The 19,731-nt window shown below is 51.4% G+C and carries 19 protein-coding genes and 1 tRNA gene; 13 read left to right on the top strand and 7 right to left on the bottom strand.

Annotated features, from left to right (window positions below; all coding sequences use genetic code 11):
• Window positions 1-115 precede the first annotated feature (115 nt).
• From WMP97_RS00160 to WMP97_RS00135, 6 genes are read right to left on the bottom strand one after another with little or no spacing between them, the layout of a single operon-like run.
• Window positions 116-1,555 carry a hypothetical protein gene (locus WMP97_RS00160; RefSeq protein ID WP_239208808.1) on the bottom strand — a complete coding sequence of 480 codons (1,440 nt, stop codon included), beginning with the start codon at window positions 1,553-1,555 and terminating at the stop codon, window positions 116-118.
• A 2-nt stretch (window positions 1,556-1,557) separates the two neighbouring features.
• Window positions 1,558-3,309, bottom strand: a complete 1,752-nt coding sequence (locus WMP97_RS00155; RefSeq protein ID WP_239208810.1) for a hypothetical protein — start codon at window positions 3,307-3,309, stop codon at window positions 1,558-1,560.
• A gap of 1 nt (window position 3,310) precedes the next feature.
• Window positions 3,311-3,694 carry a hypothetical protein gene (locus WMP97_RS00150; protein WP_239208812.1) on the bottom strand — a complete coding sequence of 128 codons (384 nt, stop codon included), beginning with the start codon at window positions 3,692-3,694 and terminating at the stop codon, window positions 3,311-3,313.
• Window positions 3,695-3,703: 9 nt separating this feature from the next.
• On the bottom strand, window positions 3,704-4,864 hold the full coding sequence (locus WMP97_RS00145) for a glycosyltransferase family 4 protein (RefSeq protein ID WP_239208814.1): 1,161 nt from the start codon (window positions 4,862-4,864) through the stop codon (window positions 3,704-3,706).
• Window positions 4,865-4,906: 42 nt separating this feature from the next.
• Entirely contained in the window at window positions 4,907-6,499 is a 1,593-nt protein-coding gene (locus tag WMP97_RS00140; protein WP_239208816.1) for a glycosyltransferase family 4 protein, read from the bottom strand.
• Window positions 6,474-7,790 (bottom strand): glycosyltransferase family 4 protein, encoded by a 1,317-nt coding sequence (locus tag WMP97_RS00135; RefSeq protein ID WP_239208818.1) that lies wholly within the window; start codon window positions 7,788-7,790, stop codon window positions 6,474-6,476. The genes WMP97_RS00140 and WMP97_RS00135 overlap by 26 nt, the downstream gene beginning before the upstream one ends.
• A gap of 216 nt (window positions 7,791-8,006) precedes the next feature.
• On the opposite strand from WMP97_RS00135, the gene WMP97_RS00130 reads away from it, so the two are divergent.
• Window positions 8,007-8,079 (top strand) — tRNA-Asn (locus WMP97_RS00130).
• A gap of 259 nt (window positions 8,080-8,338) precedes the next feature.
• Here WMP97_RS00130 and WMP97_RS00125 read toward each other — a convergent pair.
• Entirely contained in the window at window positions 8,339-8,536 is a 198-nt protein-coding gene (locus tag WMP97_RS00125; protein WP_340439578.1) for a CsbD family protein, read from the bottom strand.
• A gap of 268 nt (window positions 8,537-8,804) precedes the next feature.
• Here WMP97_RS00125 and WMP97_RS00120 point away from each other — a divergent pair, with 268 nt between their 5' ends.
• From WMP97_RS00120 to WMP97_RS00065, 12 genes are all read left to right on the top strand, one after another.
• Window positions 8,805-9,269, top strand: a complete 465-nt coding sequence (locus WMP97_RS00120) for a phage terminase small subunit (protein WP_023021091.1) — start codon at window positions 8,805-8,807, stop codon at window positions 9,267-9,269.
• Between the two features lie 4 nt (window positions 9,270-9,273).
• Entirely contained in the window at window positions 9,274-10,890 is a 1,617-nt protein-coding gene (locus WMP97_RS00115) for a hypothetical protein (protein WP_340439577.1), read from the top strand.
• Window positions 10,887-12,362: a phage portal protein gene (locus WMP97_RS00110; RefSeq protein ID WP_340439576.1), complete on the top strand. Its 1,476-nt coding sequence runs from the start codon at window positions 10,887-10,889 to the stop codon at window positions 12,360-12,362. Before WMP97_RS00115 ends, WMP97_RS00110 begins: the two co-directional genes overlap by 4 nt.
• Window positions 12,363-13,079 carry a VG15 protein gene (locus tag WMP97_RS00105; RefSeq protein WP_340439575.1) on the top strand — a complete coding sequence of 239 codons (717 nt, stop codon included), beginning with the start codon at window positions 12,363-12,365 and terminating at the stop codon, window positions 13,077-13,079. It begins immediately after the preceding gene.
• Window positions 13,080-13,171: 92 nt separating this feature from the next.
• Window positions 13,172-13,708 carry a hypothetical protein gene (locus WMP97_RS00100; RefSeq protein ID WP_239206714.1) on the top strand — a complete coding sequence of 179 codons (537 nt, stop codon included), beginning with the start codon at window positions 13,172-13,174 and terminating at the stop codon, window positions 13,706-13,708.
• A gap of 30 nt (window positions 13,709-13,738) precedes the next feature.
• Window positions 13,739-14,164 carry a hypothetical protein gene (locus tag WMP97_RS00095; RefSeq protein WP_340439573.1) on the top strand — a complete coding sequence of 142 codons (426 nt, stop codon included), beginning with the start codon at window positions 13,739-13,741 and terminating at the stop codon, window positions 14,162-14,164.
• A gap of 2 nt (window positions 14,165-14,166) precedes the next feature.
• On the top strand, window positions 14,167-15,225 hold the full coding sequence (locus WMP97_RS00090; RefSeq protein ID WP_340439572.1) for a major capsid protein: 1,059 nt from the start codon (window positions 14,167-14,169) through the stop codon (window positions 15,223-15,225).
• A gap of 749 nt (window positions 15,226-15,974) precedes the next feature.
• Window positions 15,975-16,265, top strand: a complete 291-nt coding sequence (locus WMP97_RS00085; RefSeq protein WP_340439571.1) for a hypothetical protein — start codon at window positions 15,975-15,977, stop codon at window positions 16,263-16,265.
• Window positions 16,266-16,421: 156 nt separating this feature from the next.
• Entirely contained in the window at window positions 16,422-16,646 is a 225-nt protein-coding gene (locus tag WMP97_RS00080) for a hypothetical protein (RefSeq protein WP_340439570.1), read from the top strand.
• A gap of 78 nt (window positions 16,647-16,724) precedes the next feature.
• Window positions 16,725-17,717, top strand: a complete 993-nt coding sequence (locus tag WMP97_RS00075; protein WP_239206720.1) for a hypothetical protein — start codon at window positions 16,725-16,727, stop codon at window positions 17,715-17,717.
• Between the two features lie 46 nt (window positions 17,718-17,763).
• Window positions 17,764-18,393, top strand: a complete 630-nt coding sequence (locus tag WMP97_RS00070; protein ID WP_340439569.1) for a hypothetical protein — start codon at window positions 17,764-17,766, stop codon at window positions 18,391-18,393.
• Window positions 18,393-19,670 carry a hypothetical protein gene (locus WMP97_RS00065; protein ID WP_340439568.1) on the top strand — a complete coding sequence of 426 codons (1,278 nt, stop codon included), beginning with the start codon at window positions 18,393-18,395 and terminating at the stop codon, window positions 19,668-19,670. The genes WMP97_RS00070 and WMP97_RS00065 overlap by 1 nt, the downstream gene beginning before the upstream one ends.
• Window positions 19,671-19,731 lie beyond the last annotated feature (61 nt).

The raw sequence follows: 19,731 nt of genomic DNA, 5'->3' as shown, positions 1-19,731 counted from the left end.
GGTCTAAAAGACACAGGCCGAAGACCTGCGTCATCGATTATCATCAGTTTCCGCCTCGACTCGCGTTTAACGGACTCGTCCACAAAATCCTCAATCCATCAATTAGGAACTTACCCTAGGAAAGGAACGGGGCTTTTCCCCTTATCCAAGCTGAACCAATATTATCGCCTGTGGAGTCTTCAAGCCTAAGCAAAGCCCTTGACGTCCAATTCTCCGCATCATACAATAACGGTGTCTCAAGTGGTTTTATAAGTTCGGTTCTTCCTTTATCTGTTCCAACGTTGACCACGACCGTTATTTCCGCCGGATTTGAAATCCCACGCTTGTTCAAGTATTCGGTGAAGTTTCCGTCGATCCGGAGCTTTCCGGTCGCCTTATCGTAATCTCCACGTACGGCGAGCGAGGGAGGATCAACTGAGAAAGTGTACGCATTCGTTTCACAGTTCGCTTGTGCATTTTGGACTAAAGTCATTGCCGCGTTCCGAGTATCAAAAAACGTTCCGATACCCTGTTTACTCATCGCCCCACGAAGATAATGGTCCGTTTTGAGCATGCCCGAAAGATTCCCATAAGACCGAACATAGAGGAAAAAAGCTTTGCTTCCTCTAATCACTCTGAGATCGACCCCCAGACTCCTGAAGGCGCGCGCTTGAACATCAGTGAAAGCTTCAGGAAGCATCCACGGGGTAAACTCCTCAAGTTTCTTGAAATCATTGGCAGAGAAAAACTTAGACCCAGTCATGACTAGGTCCCATTCAGCCAAATCGACCTGTCCCGCTCCGGTAGGGTAATAGACTAACTGATTTGCCACACCAATCGCCTTGGTTACACGGCCTCCTTGCCCGGCTGCCGCATCAGCTATTTGGAATATCTCCGACGCAGCCCAAGGAAGCCATTGGTCATCGTCATCAATTGCAGCTCTAATGTTCGTTGCAAAATCCAAATTTGATTCCAGCCGCAATCGGCACAATGTCTTTGCGGTCAGTTTCTTTGCGTTGTCTGGATAATATTTGTTGGGGAGACGGACTGCATCAATATGTCCAGTATCCGCCTGAGGATAGCCTCCCCGCGGATGAATGTATGGAACCAGTAAGAATGTGAAGAAAGATGATTGCCTGTTAAGAGCGTTAATCAATCGAGACAAGGAAAGGAGCTCTTGAAGCTTGTCAACAGAGCAATACGTCACATGGAGCGCCGTACTATTGACAATAAAATGTTGATTCGCAATCGATTCAAGCGTTTCCCGATACATTGTCAATAGCTTTGAAAGCGCATCGTGGTTTGATTCGGTGTCGGCGAAAATAGTTTCGACCAACAAAAATCTCCTCGCGGCTGGCTCAAGAAGTTCACGTGAAGAAGAGAAATTGGTCCCGTGTCCACTAGCCAAGATAACCTGGTTCAGTGCTTCCGCTTGGTCTTCCTCAAGCAAAGAAAGATCCACCGTATACCGAGCCCCGCTGTCAGCTTCGATACGCTCTCCCCACCACAAATACAGTCGGCGCCAAGATAAATTCGCAGGGGCTTTTATCGATTTAAAACGGTCGGCGTTTGCCATTTTTAACTCCCGTTCTGTCGCCAGTCACGCAAATGTCTCGAGATCCTCGTTAGAGCATTTGCCTTTTCCTTTATATTTTCTTTAGGCAACGTATGAAGACCCCGCCGATTTTTCCAGATTTCAACCTGAACACGTCCGAGCTTTGAATTTCGCAGGGCATCCAATCGCCGTTCAGATGTAGCCAAGCGCTCTTCAAGTACCTTCTTTTCTTCTCGCAGGTGCGCCAAGTTGGAAATAGCCGACTGGTTCTTCCCTATGGGCTGCTTTGTGAGACCGCCCTCAGAGATTCGAGTTGCGGCCGTTAAAGCTTGCGGACTCTCTTGAACAATCCGATTTTGCCGCACTTCGATTTCAGCTGCGCGCTTGCGTAGTAAGGTCGGCAACTTCTGCGCCAATTTTTCATCCTGCGCAAGTTCGGAGAGTTGCTGTGCGACAGGGTCCCGTCCTTCGATAGTTGGATCAACCCAACAGATTCCACCGTGAACATTCACGAGACCTTCTTCGGGAAGCTGGCTCATATGAGGTTGCCTTGAGGTTAGTGCAAACGAAGACTCGCTAAAAGCTTGAGGAGGCGTATTTCCAAGATGGCACAAAAGCTGACCACGAATTGATGAGTAAGAATGGTCTTTTGCGATGTTAAAGCATCTCTTTGCTGCTTCTTCCACATCGTTTGGGCGATCAGGAAGAGTCAACAGCAATTCTTTAAATTCAGAAATAGAGTTAGCGAAAAGTGGGTAGTCATCTCCGAGCAGCTGCTCATGCAAGGGCGTACGGTTTATGATGGAGGGCCTAGCTAATGCTCCATACTCGAGTATTTTCGTCGATAGCTCCGAACTGTTATTCATCGCCTCAGCCCGCCAACCAACGCCAATTTGAGCAGCTGAAATGAGGGAACGTGAGGTCAGTCTAGGTACTCGTCCGTGCCATGTCACCCCCGGAGTGGAATCCATTAGCCAACGGTTATTATCGACGAAGTAAGGATCGTCCTCACTCCTCCGGAACTGATCACCAGCAATATCCAGGGTCAAACAACTTCCAGATGCAGCTACCGACTTGAAGGATGCCAAGATCAGGTCGGTATTCCATGCTTTAAAAAACTTTCCTGTGTAAACAAATCGGTCAGGGTGCTTACTGTAATGATAAAGTTCTTCGAAAGATCCTTCCGCATCAGGGACATGCGGAGGCAAAAGAGCAAGCTTTTCAGGATCATGAGACGGCAACAGCCGAGACAGTCTTTGAAGTATCGCCTGAGTCTGACAGAGGAATTTGACCCCAGAATCTCTTAACACTCTTAGCATTTGAACTATATCATCATCAACGCTTTCATTGACCGTAGTAATACCAGTTACGTATACGGACAGTTTGGATGCTACTTCCGGAAATTCCTTAACTAGGTAGAAAGCCGTTTCCGTGTCACGCAAGAGTATTGAATCGAAGTCTTTTTCTATCTCACCTATCGCTCGAGCATACTCGTGCCTTTGCATTCTTTCCCCCGACGGGGCATTGGAGAATAGTGCACGGTTTTTCGAAGCAAACGGGTCCAAAATAGAAACGTTTTCATAATAAAGAACTTCGTCTAATACTTCTGTCTTCCGAATTGGATTAGCAGTTAAAAGAGTAACACTTACCGAAGACACCCCAGCCAGCATCGAGCAAACTCCTGCTAGGAAAAAGGCAGACCCGTCGACAACGTTAACGTTAATGTACCCAGAAACTAAGACTCGAAAATCTTTCCGCTCATATGAATGATTCATTTTAAATTGCTACCCTTTTAGTCTGAATTTGGCCTCGAAATCCTGGAGCGTTGGTTTTCACTTTCACAAAACACTCATTAGCTCCCAAGCGTTGCCCAAGTGCAACTGGTACGGTATTTGACCGCTGAAAGTTGATACTTTCTACCACTTCACCGTCACGCATAAAATCAAAGGCATACTCTAAATTCTCGCCGTTGGCAACACAGATAATGTGTGGTGCCCCCACGAATTCATGCGTTACAACTTTTCTCAATCCAAACTCGGCTTGGTGCCCTTCCCTCGAAGAGTTCATAGATTTTCCCACTTGGCGAATCACCTGTTCTAGGGTTCTTTCCAATTCGTAGTACCGATCCCGCCAAACGATCTCTTGCTCGTCATAATTCATAAGTGCTTCCTAACTTTTATTCAGTTGCAAACGAATATAATCAACCTCTGCGCCAATCGTGGCCTTCCGCCCACATTTTTCTAACATCGCCAGTGAGCCCTGCTTTGACAAGCGCTGAAAGAGCTCCGCGTCAAAGTAGAGTTCCTCGATTAAATCTGCCAAATCATTTATTGACTCAGGTTGGGCGAGCAGACCTGATACACGGTGCTCGATAAACTCGGGAACGGCAGCTACTTCACTGCTAATAGTGACCAACCCTGAAGACGAAGCCTCACACATTGACACACCTTGCGAATCAAAGCGAGTCGGGCTTAGGAAAATCCCATGCTCGGCATGCAAGTCCCGAATTTCTTCCTGCGTAAAGAACCTATTTTCCAACTTAACGTTATCGAACTGACGAAGTGGTTCGACTGTCTGATCGAACATCGGACCGCTTCCACATATTGTAAAGCTAAGAGCCTTAAAATACGGCCGCTTTGAAAGTTCAAGTATGGCACCAACAGTCTGGTCATTTGCGTATTTGAGCGAGGCGAATGGGCGGATACTCAGGATATTGAAACGCTTTTTATCTTCTTTTTCGCGGTATGGAAATACTTCCTCATCTACCAAATTCGGGATGACCGTTGAATTTCGGAATTCAGCGCCATTGTCGGGTTCTACGACATACTTCTGAAACCATTTCGAAACATTAACGAAACTAACATTTAGCTCTTCCTGCGTCATAAGGTCATGGAAGAAAGCGTTTTGCTTTAAATAATAAGTCTCCTTCTTTTCTAAGGCTGCCTTTATATCTTCCGATGTATTTATGAAGTTAAACCATCTACGGTACCAAGCTTCCGCTTCAAACCCATGAACCCAAACAATGACCGGCTTTTTTACGTTTAATTTCTGCAAAGGTCGAATGCGCTGGGGCTCCGCAAAATGTATTAGGTACCCATCAAAGTCATTACTGGCCACATGTAATTCGAGAGCACCTTCATTTCCAACCGTCACTCGTACGCCATCAAATTCGTATTCATAAGCCTGCCGTACCGGTTCGTGATTATAGAAAACTTCGACATCTAATCCAGCTTCTTTGTAGGCTTTGACTCGCCTGTGTATGAATCCATTACGATATAGAGCCTGCTCGCTAGGATAGGCGTTACAAATAACTAATAGTTTTTCGGACATTAGGCGTTCTCCTTCTTGACCATCGAAAAGTTTGGCTCACGCCTAACTTTGGGATTCGTTTCCTTCCAAGTAAGCATAAATCTCTCTATATCGGTTCGCATTTCCTTTCCATGTCCGCCCTTTCACCCATTGTTTCCCTAGCCTGATCAGTTCTTCATCGCCCATCGCCTGTTCAATTTGATATACAAATTGATTCAAATCATCAGGAGGGAAAAACAGGCCTCCTGCACCTGCTACCTCTCTAAGCGCCGGAAGATCTGAGCAAACAGTCGGTACTCCGAGAGCCTTTGCCAAGAGCGGTTTCAATGGCGTTACGTTTCTACAAACCTGAGCATCGATCCGAGGAATAACAAAGACATCTAAGACTGCATACCATTTCCAGATATCTGCATTTTCTTGGCGGCCGGCAAAGAGGACCCTATTCCGTACCTCTAAATCTTCAGCAAGTTTCCTTAGGTTTGGTAATTCAGTTCCATCCCCCACGATTAGCAGATTCCAAGTTTTGTCGAGTTGAGTTAACGCTCGGATCGCTAGCTCGAGACCTTCATAGCCCACCACTGAAGTCACCGATCCGAACCATTTAGAATCGCTGTCTAACTCCAGCTCTGTTCTAAGCTTTGGAACGTCAATGTCGCGATATAGATCCTGATCATCGATTGCATTAGGAACTACAAAGATTTTGGAGGCCTCAACGCCACGAGTTACCAAATTCGCCTTGGATACTTCACTAAGAACCACTACGGCACTCGCTGCCTTCATCGCCTCAGTTTCTCTCGCCCGAGCCAGTTTATAGTACTCGGATTGGAGAGCGATTCCTCGCTCCTCTTCCTGCACCTTTGACAGCCAAGTATTTTCAAGTTCGCCTCGTACTTCATACACCCAAGGAACCCCCAGCTTTTCAGCTGCCCGCGAGACGATTTGAGCATTCTTGAAGTCAGTTGTTGTGTGGAGAACCCGGGCATCTAGCTCTCGGGCACACTCAATCAACATCTCCGCAGTAAGCTCACTCCTCTCTGTCAAAGTGGATGGATACCTAATAGGAATCAATCGGCGATATCGAACACCATCAACCGTTGAAACAGGAGTAGAAGCAATCGATCCAATCACGACCGGGTACCCCAATCGTGTAACACCTTGAACTGACGTCCCGGTAGTTTGAATAGCCTTTAAAGAACTATGGGTTCGATATGTATATCCCGACTTTGTAAATGGAAGGCTGTTGTTTAGGAACCAAAGCACTGTTCCATCGTTGGGTTTGCCGGTACGGTCGCTACTGGCAGCCCGTTGCTCTAAGCAAGGGGCGATCTCCTGTTTCAACTGTGACTTTTGCTGCTCTAAGCGTCTAGCAAATCTTTTTCCAGCTCTTTCTTTAATTCCCTTTGCTGAGCTATAAAGAAAAATAGCTTGCGTAAGCTCTCCCCGACGGTGCTCATCATCGCCCTCAAGCACACTTCGGCTAATCTTCATCTTTGAAAGCAATTTATCGAGTTTGTCCAGACCAGCACGCTGACGAATTTTTTCCAACACATTATTGTATAGCGCTGCTGGATCTTCTTGTGCCATTCTTACAGCTGCCTCGAACAAAAAGATCCACTGCTTAAGAACAAATTTAAAACTCGGCATCTCGATGAACACTTTCCAATAAGTTCACAACGTTTACCTCGGCAACCTCGTTACGCTCTTTGTAGGGCCAAGTGGAAGCTTCTTCTCGCGGCATTAAAGTGCCAGGGTCATTAGCAAGCTTTTTCCACAAATTGGCGAGATCCCTTGGCTCGTTTGGCGACACAATGTCACCAGCGCCTGTTGTTCGGATTAGCTCAGCGGTTTCACCTTGGACTACCCCTGAAATATGCATCTTCGCTGCCATCAGTTCGTAGGTTTTTGAAGGGACAGTCCTCAGAAGCGGCTCCCAATCAGCTAAGTGAACCAACGCCGTATCCGCCCAAGCATAAGGCTCATCCATTTCCGTTGCTGACCTCTGCTTTTCGAAAGTAGCGGACACTCCAAGGTCTTTGGCTCGATAGATCAAGTTTGTCTTTCCGTCCCCCGCCCCAATAATTCGCAAATTCACATCGACGCCCGACTCTTGCGCGATTTTTACAGCCTTCAGCACATTTTCCAAATTTTGCGCTCGCCCAATAGTCCCCGCATAAAGGACGTTAATTTCAGATCGAGAAGACCGAGGAATGCTAGTCTTTTCAAAATTCGTCTCCCGCGGAAAAACGTTTCTCACAGTAACCAATCTTGGCTTCTTTGAAGCTACCCGTGCATCAACTTTCTCTGCCAATTCGTCTTGAAGCCATGACGAAGTCACCATAACTCCATCCGCTTCAAACAATGATTTGTCCAAAGCCACTTCAGTCAACATTTTGATAATTTGCAGAGGTCCTTTACTAAGGATTTTTTGCCGCAAAGATACCGAGCCAACACTCTCATTCCACCTGTGCGACTCGTGCAGAAGGTCCGGCCACGCATCTCGCAAATCAATCACATACGGGATTCGTAAAATTTTTGCTGCTGCGTAGGTGACCATGGCGGTGGGTAGCGCGGGAACTGTACCAACGATCACGTCTGGCCTCGACTTGGAACCGCCAAGGCCACGAATCAAAGTTACGAAAAATTGCCCTGCCGCCACTGAGATTTGACTTACAACTCTAGCTGTCAGACTTGAGGATGAAGGTACGGCGGCGACTCTAAAGATACGTTCCCCCGCCGCCCCGCCTTCACCCCTGCCATAGGGAGCTCTTAGTTCACGAAGAGAGCAGAACCACTCAGATATCCCCATATTTCTACGAAAGCTTCTTGGCGGAGCAACTACATCCACCTGGTTTCCTGCCTTGACCAACACCGATGTTAACCATTGCCAGCGCCTTTGCGGGACCCCGTTTTGCGGATACCAGTAGTGCGACAACACAAGAATCTTCAAGACATGGCTCCCTTTCGTACGTAATTTCACCGCAAGCTTACCAGGCAACCACTGAATTAATTGCGCAAAACTTTTACCTCAGCAAACGAGGAAACCCGCCGGAATATTCTAATTTCAATGCTCCAACCAGGCGATTTGGCTGTAGGGCACAAGTCCATATATAGTTAATTCTCGTTGCACAGAGAACAGCAAGTTCGATGTACAGCGTACGCATAATCCTCCATAGCTCAGTTGGCAGAGCATTCGACTGTTAATCGAAGGGTCACTGGTTCGAGCCCAGTTGGAGGAGCGGTGTATCCACCCCCTCTTACCGGCATAAATGCTGATGAGAGGGGGTTTCTTATTTTTTGGCTTCCAGTAGTTTCCAGTCGTTTCCAGTCGTTTCCAGTGGCTTATGTCGTCAAAATGTCGTCAAAATGTCGTCACAAAACAGGACCAAAATCCCAGCTCCACCACCCTATTCACACCGACAACCTCACCACACAAACAAATAAACCCCGCCCTGTCGACGCTGAGTCAACAAGACGGGGCCAAATGCAGCGAGAAAACTACTTCTTTAGGTCGCCAATGAACTTATTAAAGCCTTCCTTAATGTGCTCACCAGCGTCGTGAAGCTTGTCTTTGGCTTCGGAAGTGGCCTGCTCGCCCTTACCTTCATTGGCTACCTTGCCATTGTCGGCAGCTTCGCCGTAGGCCTCTTTAGCTTTTCCGACGAGATTATCCTTCTTGTTTTCAATATCACCCATGGTCAGCTCCTTACTTTTGTACTCGGGGTGGAACAACTAACACTACCCTTCTTTTACCTGTCAATGTCTCGAAACTTTATTTTTGCCAACCCTCCGCCACAACATCAGTGCCAATAAAAAGGCCTCGGGCCAAAACTAGCCCGAGGCCTCTCCCCCGAATTTGCAGTATCTCTAGATCCAGTACCCCGATGACACTGCCACAACTAAGCATAGCACACTATAATAGAACTTATCACCTATTATCCGCTTATTATTTTGGGGGAAAGTAATGGCAGGACGCGGTCCCGCACCGAAGAATCCAAAATCACGTGCGAGAAGAAACCAACAAAACATCGAACAACGAGAAATCGTTGTCACTTTCGTACCGCAGCCTAAACTCACCGACATCTACGGCCCTACCAACCCGGCCACAGACGAGCCCTGGACAAACCAAACTCTCCGCTTCTGGGACACCTTGTCTGAATTCCCACCATTGAAGACTCAAGGCCTCCAAGAAACTCAGTGGCTCGACTTAGCACGCACCATGATTCTCGACGATGCCTACAACCGCGGCGACACCAAACTCGGCCCAGAACGTCGCCTACAACTAGCCCAATACGGCATCACACCAGACAGCCTCGCTCGCCACCGCATCACCATGGCAACCGCAGACGAAGCTGAAGACAAGCGCCGCGCTTCCCGCGCCGCAGCAGACGTACGCGGACGCTACCGCAGCCTGAAGGCGGTGGACTAACCCTATGCCTTTTAAGCCCCGAGAACCTGGAGAATTCCCCTCGCTCGGCTGGGAATGCCTGGCATGGATAGAAGAAAACCTCGCCCAGCCAGACTGCGCCGAATACCAACCCCTGGTACTTACACCTGAACAAGCTCGCTTTATTCTGCACTACTACAGACTCGACCCTGAGACCGGACAACGTGTCTATACACGCGGCATTCTCTCCCGCCCTAAAGGCTGGGGTAAGTCGCCAATCATGGGCGCTATTGGCGCCCTCGAAGCACTAGGCCCAGTATGTTTCGGCGGGTGGGACGCATCAGGGCAGCCTGTGGGGGTTCCATGGTCTGAATTCACCACACCGAAAGTACAATTTGCCGCAGTCAATGAGGGCCAGTCCAAAAACGCTTATGGGCCGCTGCTAGAGATGCTGCGAGACGGCCCAGCCATGCAAAACTACGACATTGACCCAATGGAAACGTTTGTCGCTCTTCCTAAAGGCCGCATCGAATTCATTACCGCGGGAGCATTGTCAAAAGAAGGCGGCAGGCCTGTATGGTTTTCTGCCGACCAGACCGAGGCGTGGACTCAGAGCAACGGTGGTGTGAAGCTAGCTGCGGTGCTGCGCCGCAATACAGGCAAGCTAGGTGGCCATTCTATCGAGACCCCTAACGCCTATAGGCCGGGCAGTGGTTCGGTTGCTGAGGAAACGTTTAAAGCTCTCGAGCTGCAGCAGCAGGGGCGGCTTAAGCGAGAAACGATTCTGGTGGACCATCGTGAAGCGCCAGAGGATACGGACTTAGCTGACCATGATTCTCTCTATGATGGTCTGGTTCATGCTTATGGTGACTCGGCTAAAGATAATGGTGGCTGGGTGGATATTGAGCGTATTATCACCGAAATTTGGGACCCTTCAACGGACCCTTCCGACGCGCGACAGTTTTACCTTAATCAGATTGTCTCTTCGTCCGATTCCTTCCTCTCCCACCTCGAGGTTGATGCGATTGAGGATAGGGATAAGGCTGTACAGCCAGGCGATAAGATAGTGCTGGGTTTTGATGGTTCTAGAGGTCGTGTGCGTGGTAATGCGGATGCAACCGCGCTGATTGGGATGCGCGTAACAGACGGGCACCTGTTCGAGATTGCAGTGTGGCAGTCGAAGAACCCACGAGACCCGGACTGGGAGCCAGATACGCGCCAAGTAGATGCAGTCGTACGCGATTGTTTCTCTCGATATCGTGTCGTGGGCATGTACTGCGACCCGTCTGGCTGGACAGAGCACGTTTCAGCGTGGGAGGCAGAATTCGCCCCGAAGCTGAAGGTGAAGGCAACTTCGTCGCACCCCATGATGGCGTGGCCGAGGGGTAAAAGCGCCGCGGTGTATCAATCATTAAGTGAATTTCGACAGGCGGTGGTCAACCGGGATATTACCTACGATGGCGGCCCGTATTTGCGCGCTCATCTTCTGAATGCCAAACGTAGGGAAACGCGGACTGGATATTTGCTTTATAAGTCGTCACCGGAGTCTGCTGATAAAATTGACGCAGCGTATGCGGCAGTCATGGCTTATAAGTGCTACTTGGATGCTGTGTCTCGAGGGGTGTCAAAGCCGAAGAAGAAGAGGGGGTCATTCGTTTTATGATTCGGGGGCTAACGCAAAATGAAGAAGACATTCTAGGTGTATTAACGACTGAGGTCACAGGACACCAGCAGGGTAATAAGCAGCTGGCGTCATACTATGATGGGACGCATCGTGTGCAGCGCATTGGCGTGGCTGTGCCTCGTACTTTGTCGGATATTGGGGTTGTTTCCGGATGGCCGGCAACCGTGGTGGATACCTACGGTGATTTGCTACGCATGGATGGGTTCATCTCGCCTGACTATGGCGAAGAGATGCGGCTAGTCACACGTCGGTTCAATGTTCCGCTTCGAGTCTCTGAAGCTATCTTGGACATGTTGATTTTCGGTCTGGGTCTACTAGCTATAGAGCCCGACCCACACGGCGTATTCCGCCTGCGGTCAGTATCGCCCTTATCTGGCTCACTGCTGTGGGATGACGCCACAAACGGGCCAGTAGCCGGGTACCGCCGCTCTGGAGTTAACTCCGACGGCGTGTACCGCGAAGTACTCTACCTCCAGGGCGAAGTCATCGTTATTTCCAAAGACTCAACCGACATAGGCACGGTGCGCTCAGTCGAGCGATTCGACGTTCCTGGAGGCGGGTTCCCGATGTTCAGACTGCGCAATCGCCTGCGTACGTCACACTGGTCTGGCCAATCGGAAATTACCCCAGCCGTGCGGTATCTTACCGACGCTGCCGCCCGTACTTTGGAAAACATGGAGTACAATTCCGAGTTTTATGCTTCTCCTCAACGCTGGGCCACCGGCGCCTCACCTGAGGATTTCGGCTACGACCCGGAAGGCATGACGGAGTTCGACCGCGTTGAAATGGGCTGGCGTACCTCTATCGGCAAAATGCTTGTCATCAACGGCGATGAGGACGACCCCAAGCAGCCCAGCGTCGGACAATTCGCGTCGTCTCCCCCAGCTCCATTTATCGAGCAGGTACGTGCCTATTCTCAGTTGATTGCTTCTGAGTCAAAGATTCCTGCACAGTATTTTGGTTTCATGACGGAAAATCCGCCGTCGGGTGACTCGATTCGTGTGTGGAAAGAGCAACTGATTCGCGCATCTGAAATTAAGACGGAGTTAATGAATCCGGATTTGCTGGAGCTGGCCCGCGTACTGGTGCAGGTGTCCGACCTCGACCAGGACGTCGACATTGAGGACCTCGTCGACGGGCTCGAAGTGGATTGGCGTGACCCGGCTACCGCGTCCAAGGCCGCTGATGCTGATTGGGCTCTAAAGCTACTGACTTCCGGAGTACTCGCACCTGATTCCGAAGTGCTCCTGAAGAACCTGCATTTTTCGGCGGCTGACCGGCTTCAAATCGAGCAGGAGAATCGCAGCAAGCGTCTATCTCAGTTAGCGAAGGTGCTTCAGGCATCATCGGAGCCGGAACAAGCACTCAATGATAATCAGCCTCAGAGTGCAGACGATGTCACGCCGTCTCCAAGGGAGGACGCCAGCGAAGATGCCAAGGAGGCACGTTAGATGGATGTGCAGCGGCCTTGGGAGACGATTACGCCTGTGGTTGATTCCATCGCGCGTAAGGCTATTGAGGATTTGAACTCTCGAGCTCGAGTTATTCCGGACCTTACTGCTGACCCTTATCGGCAAAAGGAGCTTTTGCGCCAGATGGTGAGAGAGACTATCGACTCGTATGGCATGGCCGTCTCTGATGCCACAATGGTGTGGCTAGAGGAGCAGGAAGACCACATGGGAATGCGGCCGGTGGAATGGAAACCTCAGCGAGTGGATTCCCAGCAGGTTGAAGCCCGGATGGCGCATGATTTCGCGCCTTTGTTCTTCGAGGAGCAGGGTTATAATCGGACGTTAAATTCGATGGGGTTTATCGTCGCCGATGAGTTGTATTCCCGTCAGCGGAAGAATGCAGAGCATACGACCTGGAAGGGTGGGGGTTCGTGGGCTCGTGTTGCGCATCCTGGGGCGTGTGCTTTTTGCACCCTTTTGGCCTCGCGCGGGTTTGATTACACTTCCCGGTCTGCTGCTGGTGGTGGTTATTCCGGTGCTCACTTTCATGACCATTGCCGGTGCCTTGTGATATGCCGTAAGCGCGGCCATGTTGAGCTTCCAGAGTCGACGATTCGGGCGCAGAAGATTTATAAGAAAGCTCACGATGAAGTCGGTAGTACGGAGCCGGATGTTTTGTTGCGGGCGATGCGTCAGGTGGGTGACCTGAGTAAATGAACGTGTGTGCTATTGTGTGGTGTGGTTACGGTTTGTATCCGAAAGGGATGAATGAGGCCGTAGTCCACAAACTGAACATTTAGGGGGACGCTGTGTCGCACGAGGACGCAAACGCTGAAAATTCCGAAAAGGAAACCACCAGCCAGGATTCCGCAACCAACGCCGCAAAGGCGGAAACCGAAACCGCATCAACTGACTACCGTAAAAAGTACGAAGACATGCGGGCCCACTCTCGCACGTGGGAAAACCGGGCGGAAAAATCGTTAGCGCAAGTTGAGCAACTTACCGCAGATAAAGAGGAACTCGAGTCCACGATTAAAGACCTACAATCCGAGCTTTCGACGGCTCATAGCCAAGTTGAAGATGCTCAGCATAATCGTGATTTGATTATCCACATTGCGGCACTCGGCGGCGACGTAGAGCAATTATTCGACTCGAAAAGCTTCTGCGCAGCCGTCGATAAAATCAACTCTGACGACGACGATTACGAATCCACGCTTAAAGACCTCATCGGCAAGCACTCCCCCGCCGCCCCTTCACCGTCGCGGCTTACCTGGGAATCTCCGAATCAGGGCATTTCTCGGGGTGAGGAGCTGTGGCAAAGGCGTAAAAAGCGCCAGGGGGCGTAGTCCGCATTCATCACATCATCGGGGGATATTATGCACTTTCGGCCAGAATTTGACCGTTACTCTCCCAGCGACCTGTCGTGGCTGGGCTCTCGCCACGCAGTAGACAACGCCGAAACCGGCACGCTGGGCGAAAAGACTACCCATATTCGCACATCCGTCCTGCCCTCTGGCACCGCCTTGCACCGCGAAGGCGACTACTGGGTACCAGTAACGTCCAAGACCCAGTCCGTGGACGGGTTCTTGCTGACCGACCAGGACAACAATCCAGGCGAGGTTGTACCCATCCTGTGGCAGGGCCGTGTTCGCATTGACCGTCTTCCGGATTCCAACAACCGCGTGAACATCGCAGATTGCGACCATGCAGAGTTCACATTCGTGCACGAACCGCACGGTTCCTTGTGGAATGAGGATGGTTCCACCAACTTCGATGCTATCGGCGACGTACGGGAGGATTAATCATGGGTTCTACGCAAATTTGGAACGAGGTCCTCTCACCGGAGGACCTGACTATCTACGCCAACCACTACCTGAACGACCTGCAGACCGCCGGCGGCTCCCTGTCTGCTTACTTCCCCGACCAGCTAATCAACGACATGTTCTTTAGCTGGATGACTGAACAGGACACCGGCCGACTCGCAGAGGTTCGTTCTGCAGATGCTGAAACGCCGATTGGTTCTATGGGCGGCGGCCAGAAGGCCATGATGCAGATGGCACTTATCGGCCAGAAGGTCCGTATCAACGAGATGGACCAGCTGCGTAGCTTCCACCAGGGTGATTCTCGCTTCCAGGAAGACGACATGACCAAGGCCACCGAGACCGTAGTGCGCGCAGTTGCTAACCGCGTCGAGGTTGCCCGCGGTGACGTTCTCACCACTGGCCGTGTGCGCTATATCGAAAATGGCGCCATCGTCGACGCCGGCATTGGCCGCGATGAAGAATTTGAGGTCACCCCGAAGAAGCACTGGGATGACCAAGACTCCGGAGCCTTAGAAGACATCATTTCATGGGCTATGGCCTATGAGGATGCCAACGGTACTAAGCCGGGCACCATTATTGCTTCTCCAAAGGTTATCCAGAAGCTGCAGACGAATAAGCAGTTCCGCGATGCGGCCAACACTACGGGCGAATTGGCACGCGTATCGTCTGGCGCTCTAAACGCCGTGCTGCAGGACCAAGGCCTTCCGGGGATTACGTCGTATTCTCGTTCGGTGCGTGATGGTAAGGCTGCTCGCCGCATTCTCGATGAGAATACTTTGTACTTCCTTCCGCCAGAGACTCAGTCTGGTCTTTTGGGCTATACCGTGTGGGGCCAGACGGTGGAAATGAATTCGCCGGAGTACAACCTATCTGGTGCAGGCCAGATTGCGGTCGGCGCGTGGCGTGAAAACGACCCGATGGCCTATTGGGTGCGCGCTAACTGTGCTGTGCAGCCCATTTTGACGAATCCGAATATGGCCATGGTGGCCCACGTGGTTAAGCCTGGTCCGGCGAAGAAGACTGGCCGTAGCGCTAAGTAGTCCAGTTTGGGGGTTCATGTGGACGCGTACTGCACGATTGACGACGTTACTGACCGTTTAACCATCGAGCCAGATAAGGACGATAAACGCCTTATTGTGGCGATGGTGGAAGAGGCGACTGTCGCTGTTGATGCTTACTTGGGTAAGCATTTTGATAGGTCAGTTCCGGCGGCGGTTCGTGTGGTGTGTGCTCGTGTGGCTGCTCGAGCCGTGTCTCGTGGCTTGTCGTCTGCTCCTGTGGGGGCTGAGTCTCAGTCGTTTACTGCGGGTCCGTTTTCGACGAGTCAGAATTTTGGGTCGAATTCGAATGCCGGCGGTGTTTTTCTAACGGCTGAGGATAAGCGCATGTTGCGTTCGGTTGGGGGTGGTCGTCGTGGCGCGTTCACGGTCTCACTCTACTAAGTCGGGGTATCCGCTTCCTTTCCGCGTGCAGGTTCGCCATCGTGAGGATTCGGGGGAGGATTCTTTCGGTAATCCGGTAACCAGATGGGGTGGTCCTCAGGTTGTGCGGGTTGCTGGTTGGTCTATTAGTGATTCTCCAGAATTCGGCCCAGATGACGAGGACGTTCGACGTGTAGATTGGGCGGGGTCGTTGTTCACTCTTCCTGGTGAAGTGTTTGCTGGCGATTTGGTCCATCTGGGCGGTGTTGATTTCGTGATTGCCGATGGTGGGCATGATTTCACGCACGGACCGTGGTGGGACCCGGGCTTGGCGGAGTATAAGCTGCGTATTTTTGAAGGAGTTGAGCGTGGCTGACAGCTTTAAGTTCAAGATGAATCACCAGTTTTTTAATCGCGTGCTCAAGGAATCATCGGAGACTAAGCATCTGGTTGATAACAAAGCCGAGGAGTTCCGGTCGAAGGTCGGCGAACACTACGTCGTCAAGGAAGCGGAACCTGGTCATCGTAGGTGGCGTGCGCTTATCGTGCCGACTCCGTATGACTGGGAGGCCTACGGTCACGAGAAAAAGCATAATGCTCTGCAAAAGGCCGTAGGTACCTACCCAGTCGCGTCGAAGTCACCGAAGAAGGGGGCTTAAGTGATGCGGCATCCGTCTGCGATTGTTGTTTCTTGTTTGAAACGCTGGTTTCAAGGCTCAGAGTTTGATGGGGTGTATGTGGCAACGAAGGTTCCAGATAAGTTATCTGGGCCGATGGTTCGTGTCGATGCTGCTGCCCCTAACCGGGAAACGCCGGTGACTGACCGTACTCGGATTATGTTTCAGGCTTACGGCACAGATGATGAGTACTGCGTGGACTTACTGTCGGCCTGTCTGGAGGGTATGGAGGTCTCCTATCGCGCGGAGGGGGATATTTTGGATTGGGATACTGATACCGACCCGTATATTTTCCCTGACCCAGATAGGCCATCTGCAGTGCGGTGGCAGGCTGGTGGCACATTGTGGACAGCGTTAAGTTAAGTATTTTTCATGTATAATATGTGGTAACTGCCCTGCTTGGGGTGGTTACTCGGGGTAAAAAAATTTGGGGGAATTCGCATGTCACGTATGCGACAAAATATCGTTGTCGGCGCGCCCGAGGTCAAAAGCGGCGGCGCCGCATGGATTGGCATGGCGGGCATCAACCCGCTACAGACACCACACTCTGCATCTGTCAGGGTGGCTGCACTACCAGCAGTCAACAAGTTCAGCCCGGCTGGCTACATCAGCGAGGACGGACTCACCAAGACTGTCGACCGTGACACCGAAAAGGTCATGGACTGGGATGGTGACACCATGGCAGTGCTGCAGTCCAACCACTCGGTGCAAATCAAGTGCAAGTTCCACGAGATTGTCAATTCTCATGTGGCTACTGCTGTTATGGGCGAAGGCAACTTCCGTTCCCGTCATGATGGACGAGCAGTCCAGATGATTGACAACGCGACGGAAACTCCCTATCGCTCATTCATCTTTGACATTCACGGCGGCGAAGACCTGAAGGGACGCCTGTTCATCCCGAATGGTCGCGTCACCGAGCTCGACGACCAGGTGTTCTCGCGAGGAGAAGTCGTAGGCTTTGATGCCACGATTGAGTGCTTCCCGGATGAAAAGGGAAACAACCTCTACACCTACATTGACCGCCGCAACGTTAAGAAGGATGATGATGACCGCTTCCCAGATGATGGGCTACCGGTTGTATCCCTGGCAGAAATTGAAGACATTGTGCGCAATGCTCTCAATGGGCTGCCTATCTCGCCGGATTTGGTTGCGGGCTTGTTCTACTCGCTCATTGACGGTAAGGGCGGATTGAACCTTGATTTCATCGAAAAGCTCGCGAAGCACCTTGCGCCGCTTAACGGCGTGGACGATTTGCTGCAGCTGATTTCCGACCTGGTAGAGGGCAAAGACGCCGCCACGCTGATTAAGGATGTGGAGGCACTTCCGTTTACTCCGCTCAATCGTCACAACCGTTGGGCCCAAGCAGTTGTAGACCTGCTTACCGGCTCCGGCGGACGTCAAACCATTGATGACCTAACCGGCGGCATCATCTAACCAATCTTCGGGGAATTTTTCGAAACTATTTTTGGGGGTATATTTCATGGCTGATAAGGATAGCCTACTTTCTCAAATCACTAACTCCATCCGCGACCTGCAGCAGGAAGGCGGAGTGGAAAAGGACACCGCCGATTCTCTTACCGGCATGTTCTCTAATTTCAATACCATCATCGACAAGATTTCCGAGTCCATTCCGCAGCAGGTCTCCATGCTGGGCCGCACCGTCAAAGACGCAAAGACGCTCGTAGATGACCTCAAGCAGATTCTCGGCGGCCCCTTGGTATTCCCAGGCACTGGCGTTCCCTCTGCAATCAAGGGCATCGAAGACGCACAGACTCGCCTGCACGACCTAGTCTCCGAGCAGTTCGGTGATACTGACATTCTGCCGGAGAAGGCTGCCGAGCACGTCAAAGAACTAGCAGACCACGCCAGCAAGGTCGGTTCCACTATTGACGAGTTTGTCGGCTCTTCCTATGCAAAGAAGCTGTTCGACGGAATCACCCCGGGCGATGGCTTCCCAGAACTAGTAAGCAAGTTTGACGCTCTTCCCGAGGCTGACCGTAAGAAGCTCACCGACCTGGTCACCGGCATTGGTTCCTCCGCCCAGCCAATCGGTTCCACCCTCGTAGACATTCTTCGCGCATTCAACGAGGACACCAAGGAGGAAAAGTAATGGAATACAAGTACACTGACCGCGATAGCTACGGCGAATTCAACCCCACCCACCTCGTGGACCGCCTCGAGTCGGCCGGCGTTATTCCACACGAAATGGCAGACGCACTCACCCAAGCCTCTAGTGCTCTGCTGAACTTGGGTGACGATACTCGCAGCGAGGTGGAAAAGGCTGTTTCTACTCTTGTTGGTGAGGCCGAAAGTGGGCAGGAAGTTCTGGATACGCTCAAGGCCAATATTGATACCGCTATTCATGAGCCGGACCCGCTGAAGAAGGTTGCCGACTTTAAGTCCGCGGCTGATGAGCTCGTTGATGGGCTTGAGGACCAGCTGAAGGACCTTGGCTTGGAGAAGGTCTCTGACCTTTCTGAGATTCGTTCTATCGCCCGTGACTTTGCTGAGGCGTTGGATACGCTGAATGCTTCGGCACCGATTGCACAGGTGGTCAAGAAGCTGCCTGGTGGTGCACTGCCTGGCCATGTGTTGGAAGCTTTGGCTGAGCTGCGACAGGATGAGCTTGATAAGCTAGCGAAGCACTTTGACGCTGTCACTGAGCGTGGCGGCAAGCTCATTGGCGAGTTGGCTTCCTTGGGCGCTGATGAAGCTGTGCACAAGGCTGTGAAGGCTGCTGAGGGATTGTCGCCGTTGCTGGCTGTGGCTCTGGCTGCGGGCTCTGTCGTTGCCCAGGGCGCTGAGGCGGTTAAGGGCATTGTTGACTTGGGTGTTGCGGTGAAGGCTGCGATTGGCAAGGGCTTGTTTACCGCGGGTAAGGGCCTTCTAGCGGCTCCGGTTATCGCGCAGTTTAAGGCAGCAAAGAAGCTGCCGTTTATTGTTGTCGCACTTCAGATGTTTAATCACCATGAGGTACGTCAGGCGCTGCTGCACGTCTTTAACGAGGTGCTTATCAACTCGCTGACAGCGTTTAACACTAAGGCCGTGGTGAAGGCTGTTCGCGCGGCGGTGGACTTCCTTGTCCTGTCTACCCCGATTCGTGTCGCGGTGCGTGGCAATAATCTGTTGAAGATTGTCAATGGGCTGAATATCGGCCGCATTCTCTTCAACGTATTCTTGCTGTCGCGTATCCCGCAGCTGGGTCATCTGCCGGTTCGTGGCTTGGGTCTGCGTGGTGTGGAGACTTTGGCTGGCGGCCTGTTTGCAAACTGGCGCGTGCTGAAGACCGTGCTGACTCCATTGGCCCTGAAGCCGGGCGTTCTTATCGGCGATGTGGTAGCGTTAACCGTGGTCGCGTACCTTGTTGTGGGTGCGTTGACTATTTAGGGAATAATGTCCATGGAGCCAAGGGGCTGAAGGAATCCTCCTTCGGCCCCTTACTTCTGGG

The organism is Corynebacterium sp. KPL4072 (assembly GCF_037908395.1).
GTDB lineage: Bacteria > Actinomycetota > Actinomycetes > Mycobacteriales > Mycobacteriaceae > Corynebacterium > Corynebacterium kefirresidentii.
Note: the sequence above shows the minus strand (reverse complement) of the source record. Positions and strands in the feature narration are given on the sequence as shown.

Bases quoted from the DNA above. Each gene is read 5' to 3' on its own strand.
- WMP97_RS00090 (WP_340439572.1), top strand. From the start codon at position 14,167: ATGGGTTCTACGCAAATTTGGAACGAGGTCCTCTCACCGGAGGACCTG.
- WMP97_RS00155 (WP_239208810.1), bottom strand. From the start codon at position 3,309: ATGAATCATTCATATGAGCGGAAAGATTTTCGAGTCTTAGTTTCTGGG.
- WMP97_RS00075 (WP_239206720.1), top strand. From the start codon at position 16,725: ATGTCACGTATGCGACAAAATATCGTTGTCGGCGCGCCCGAGGTCAAA.
- WMP97_RS00120 (WP_023021091.1), top strand. From the start codon at position 8,805: ATGGCAGGACGCGGTCCCGCACCGAAGAATCCAAAATCACGTGCGAGA.
- WMP97_RS00065 (WP_340439568.1), top strand. From the start codon at position 18,393: ATGGAATACAAGTACACTGACCGCGATAGCTACGGCGAATTCAACCCC.
- WMP97_RS00160 (WP_239208808.1), bottom strand. From the start codon at position 1,555: ATGGCAAACGCCGACCGTTTTAAATCGATAAAAGCCCCTGCGAATTTA.
- WMP97_RS00150 (WP_239208812.1), bottom strand. From the start codon at position 3,694: ATGAATTATGACGAGCAAGAGATCGTTTGGCGGGATCGGTACTACGAA.
- WMP97_RS00115 (WP_340439577.1), top strand. From the start codon at position 9,274: ATGCCTTTTAAGCCCCGAGAACCTGGAGAATTCCCCTCGCTCGGCTGG.
- WMP97_RS00145 (WP_239208814.1), bottom strand. From the start codon at position 4,864: ATGTCCGAAAAACTATTAGTTATTTGTAACGCCTATCCTAGCGAGCAG.
- WMP97_RS00125 (WP_340439578.1), bottom strand. From the start codon at position 8,536: ATGGGTGATATTGAAAACAAGAAGGATAATCTCGTCGGAAAAGCTAAA.
- WMP97_RS00095 (WP_340439573.1), top strand. From the start codon at position 13,739: ATGCACTTTCGGCCAGAATTTGACCGTTACTCTCCCAGCGACCTGTCG.
- WMP97_RS00105 (WP_340439575.1), top strand. From the start codon at position 12,363: ATGGATGTGCAGCGGCCTTGGGAGACGATTACGCCTGTGGTTGATTCC.
- WMP97_RS00070 (WP_340439569.1), top strand. From the start codon at position 17,764: ATGGCTGATAAGGATAGCCTACTTTCTCAAATCACTAACTCCATCCGC.
- WMP97_RS00110 (WP_340439576.1), top strand. From the start codon at position 10,887: ATGATTCGGGGGCTAACGCAAAATGAAGAAGACATTCTAGGTGTATTA.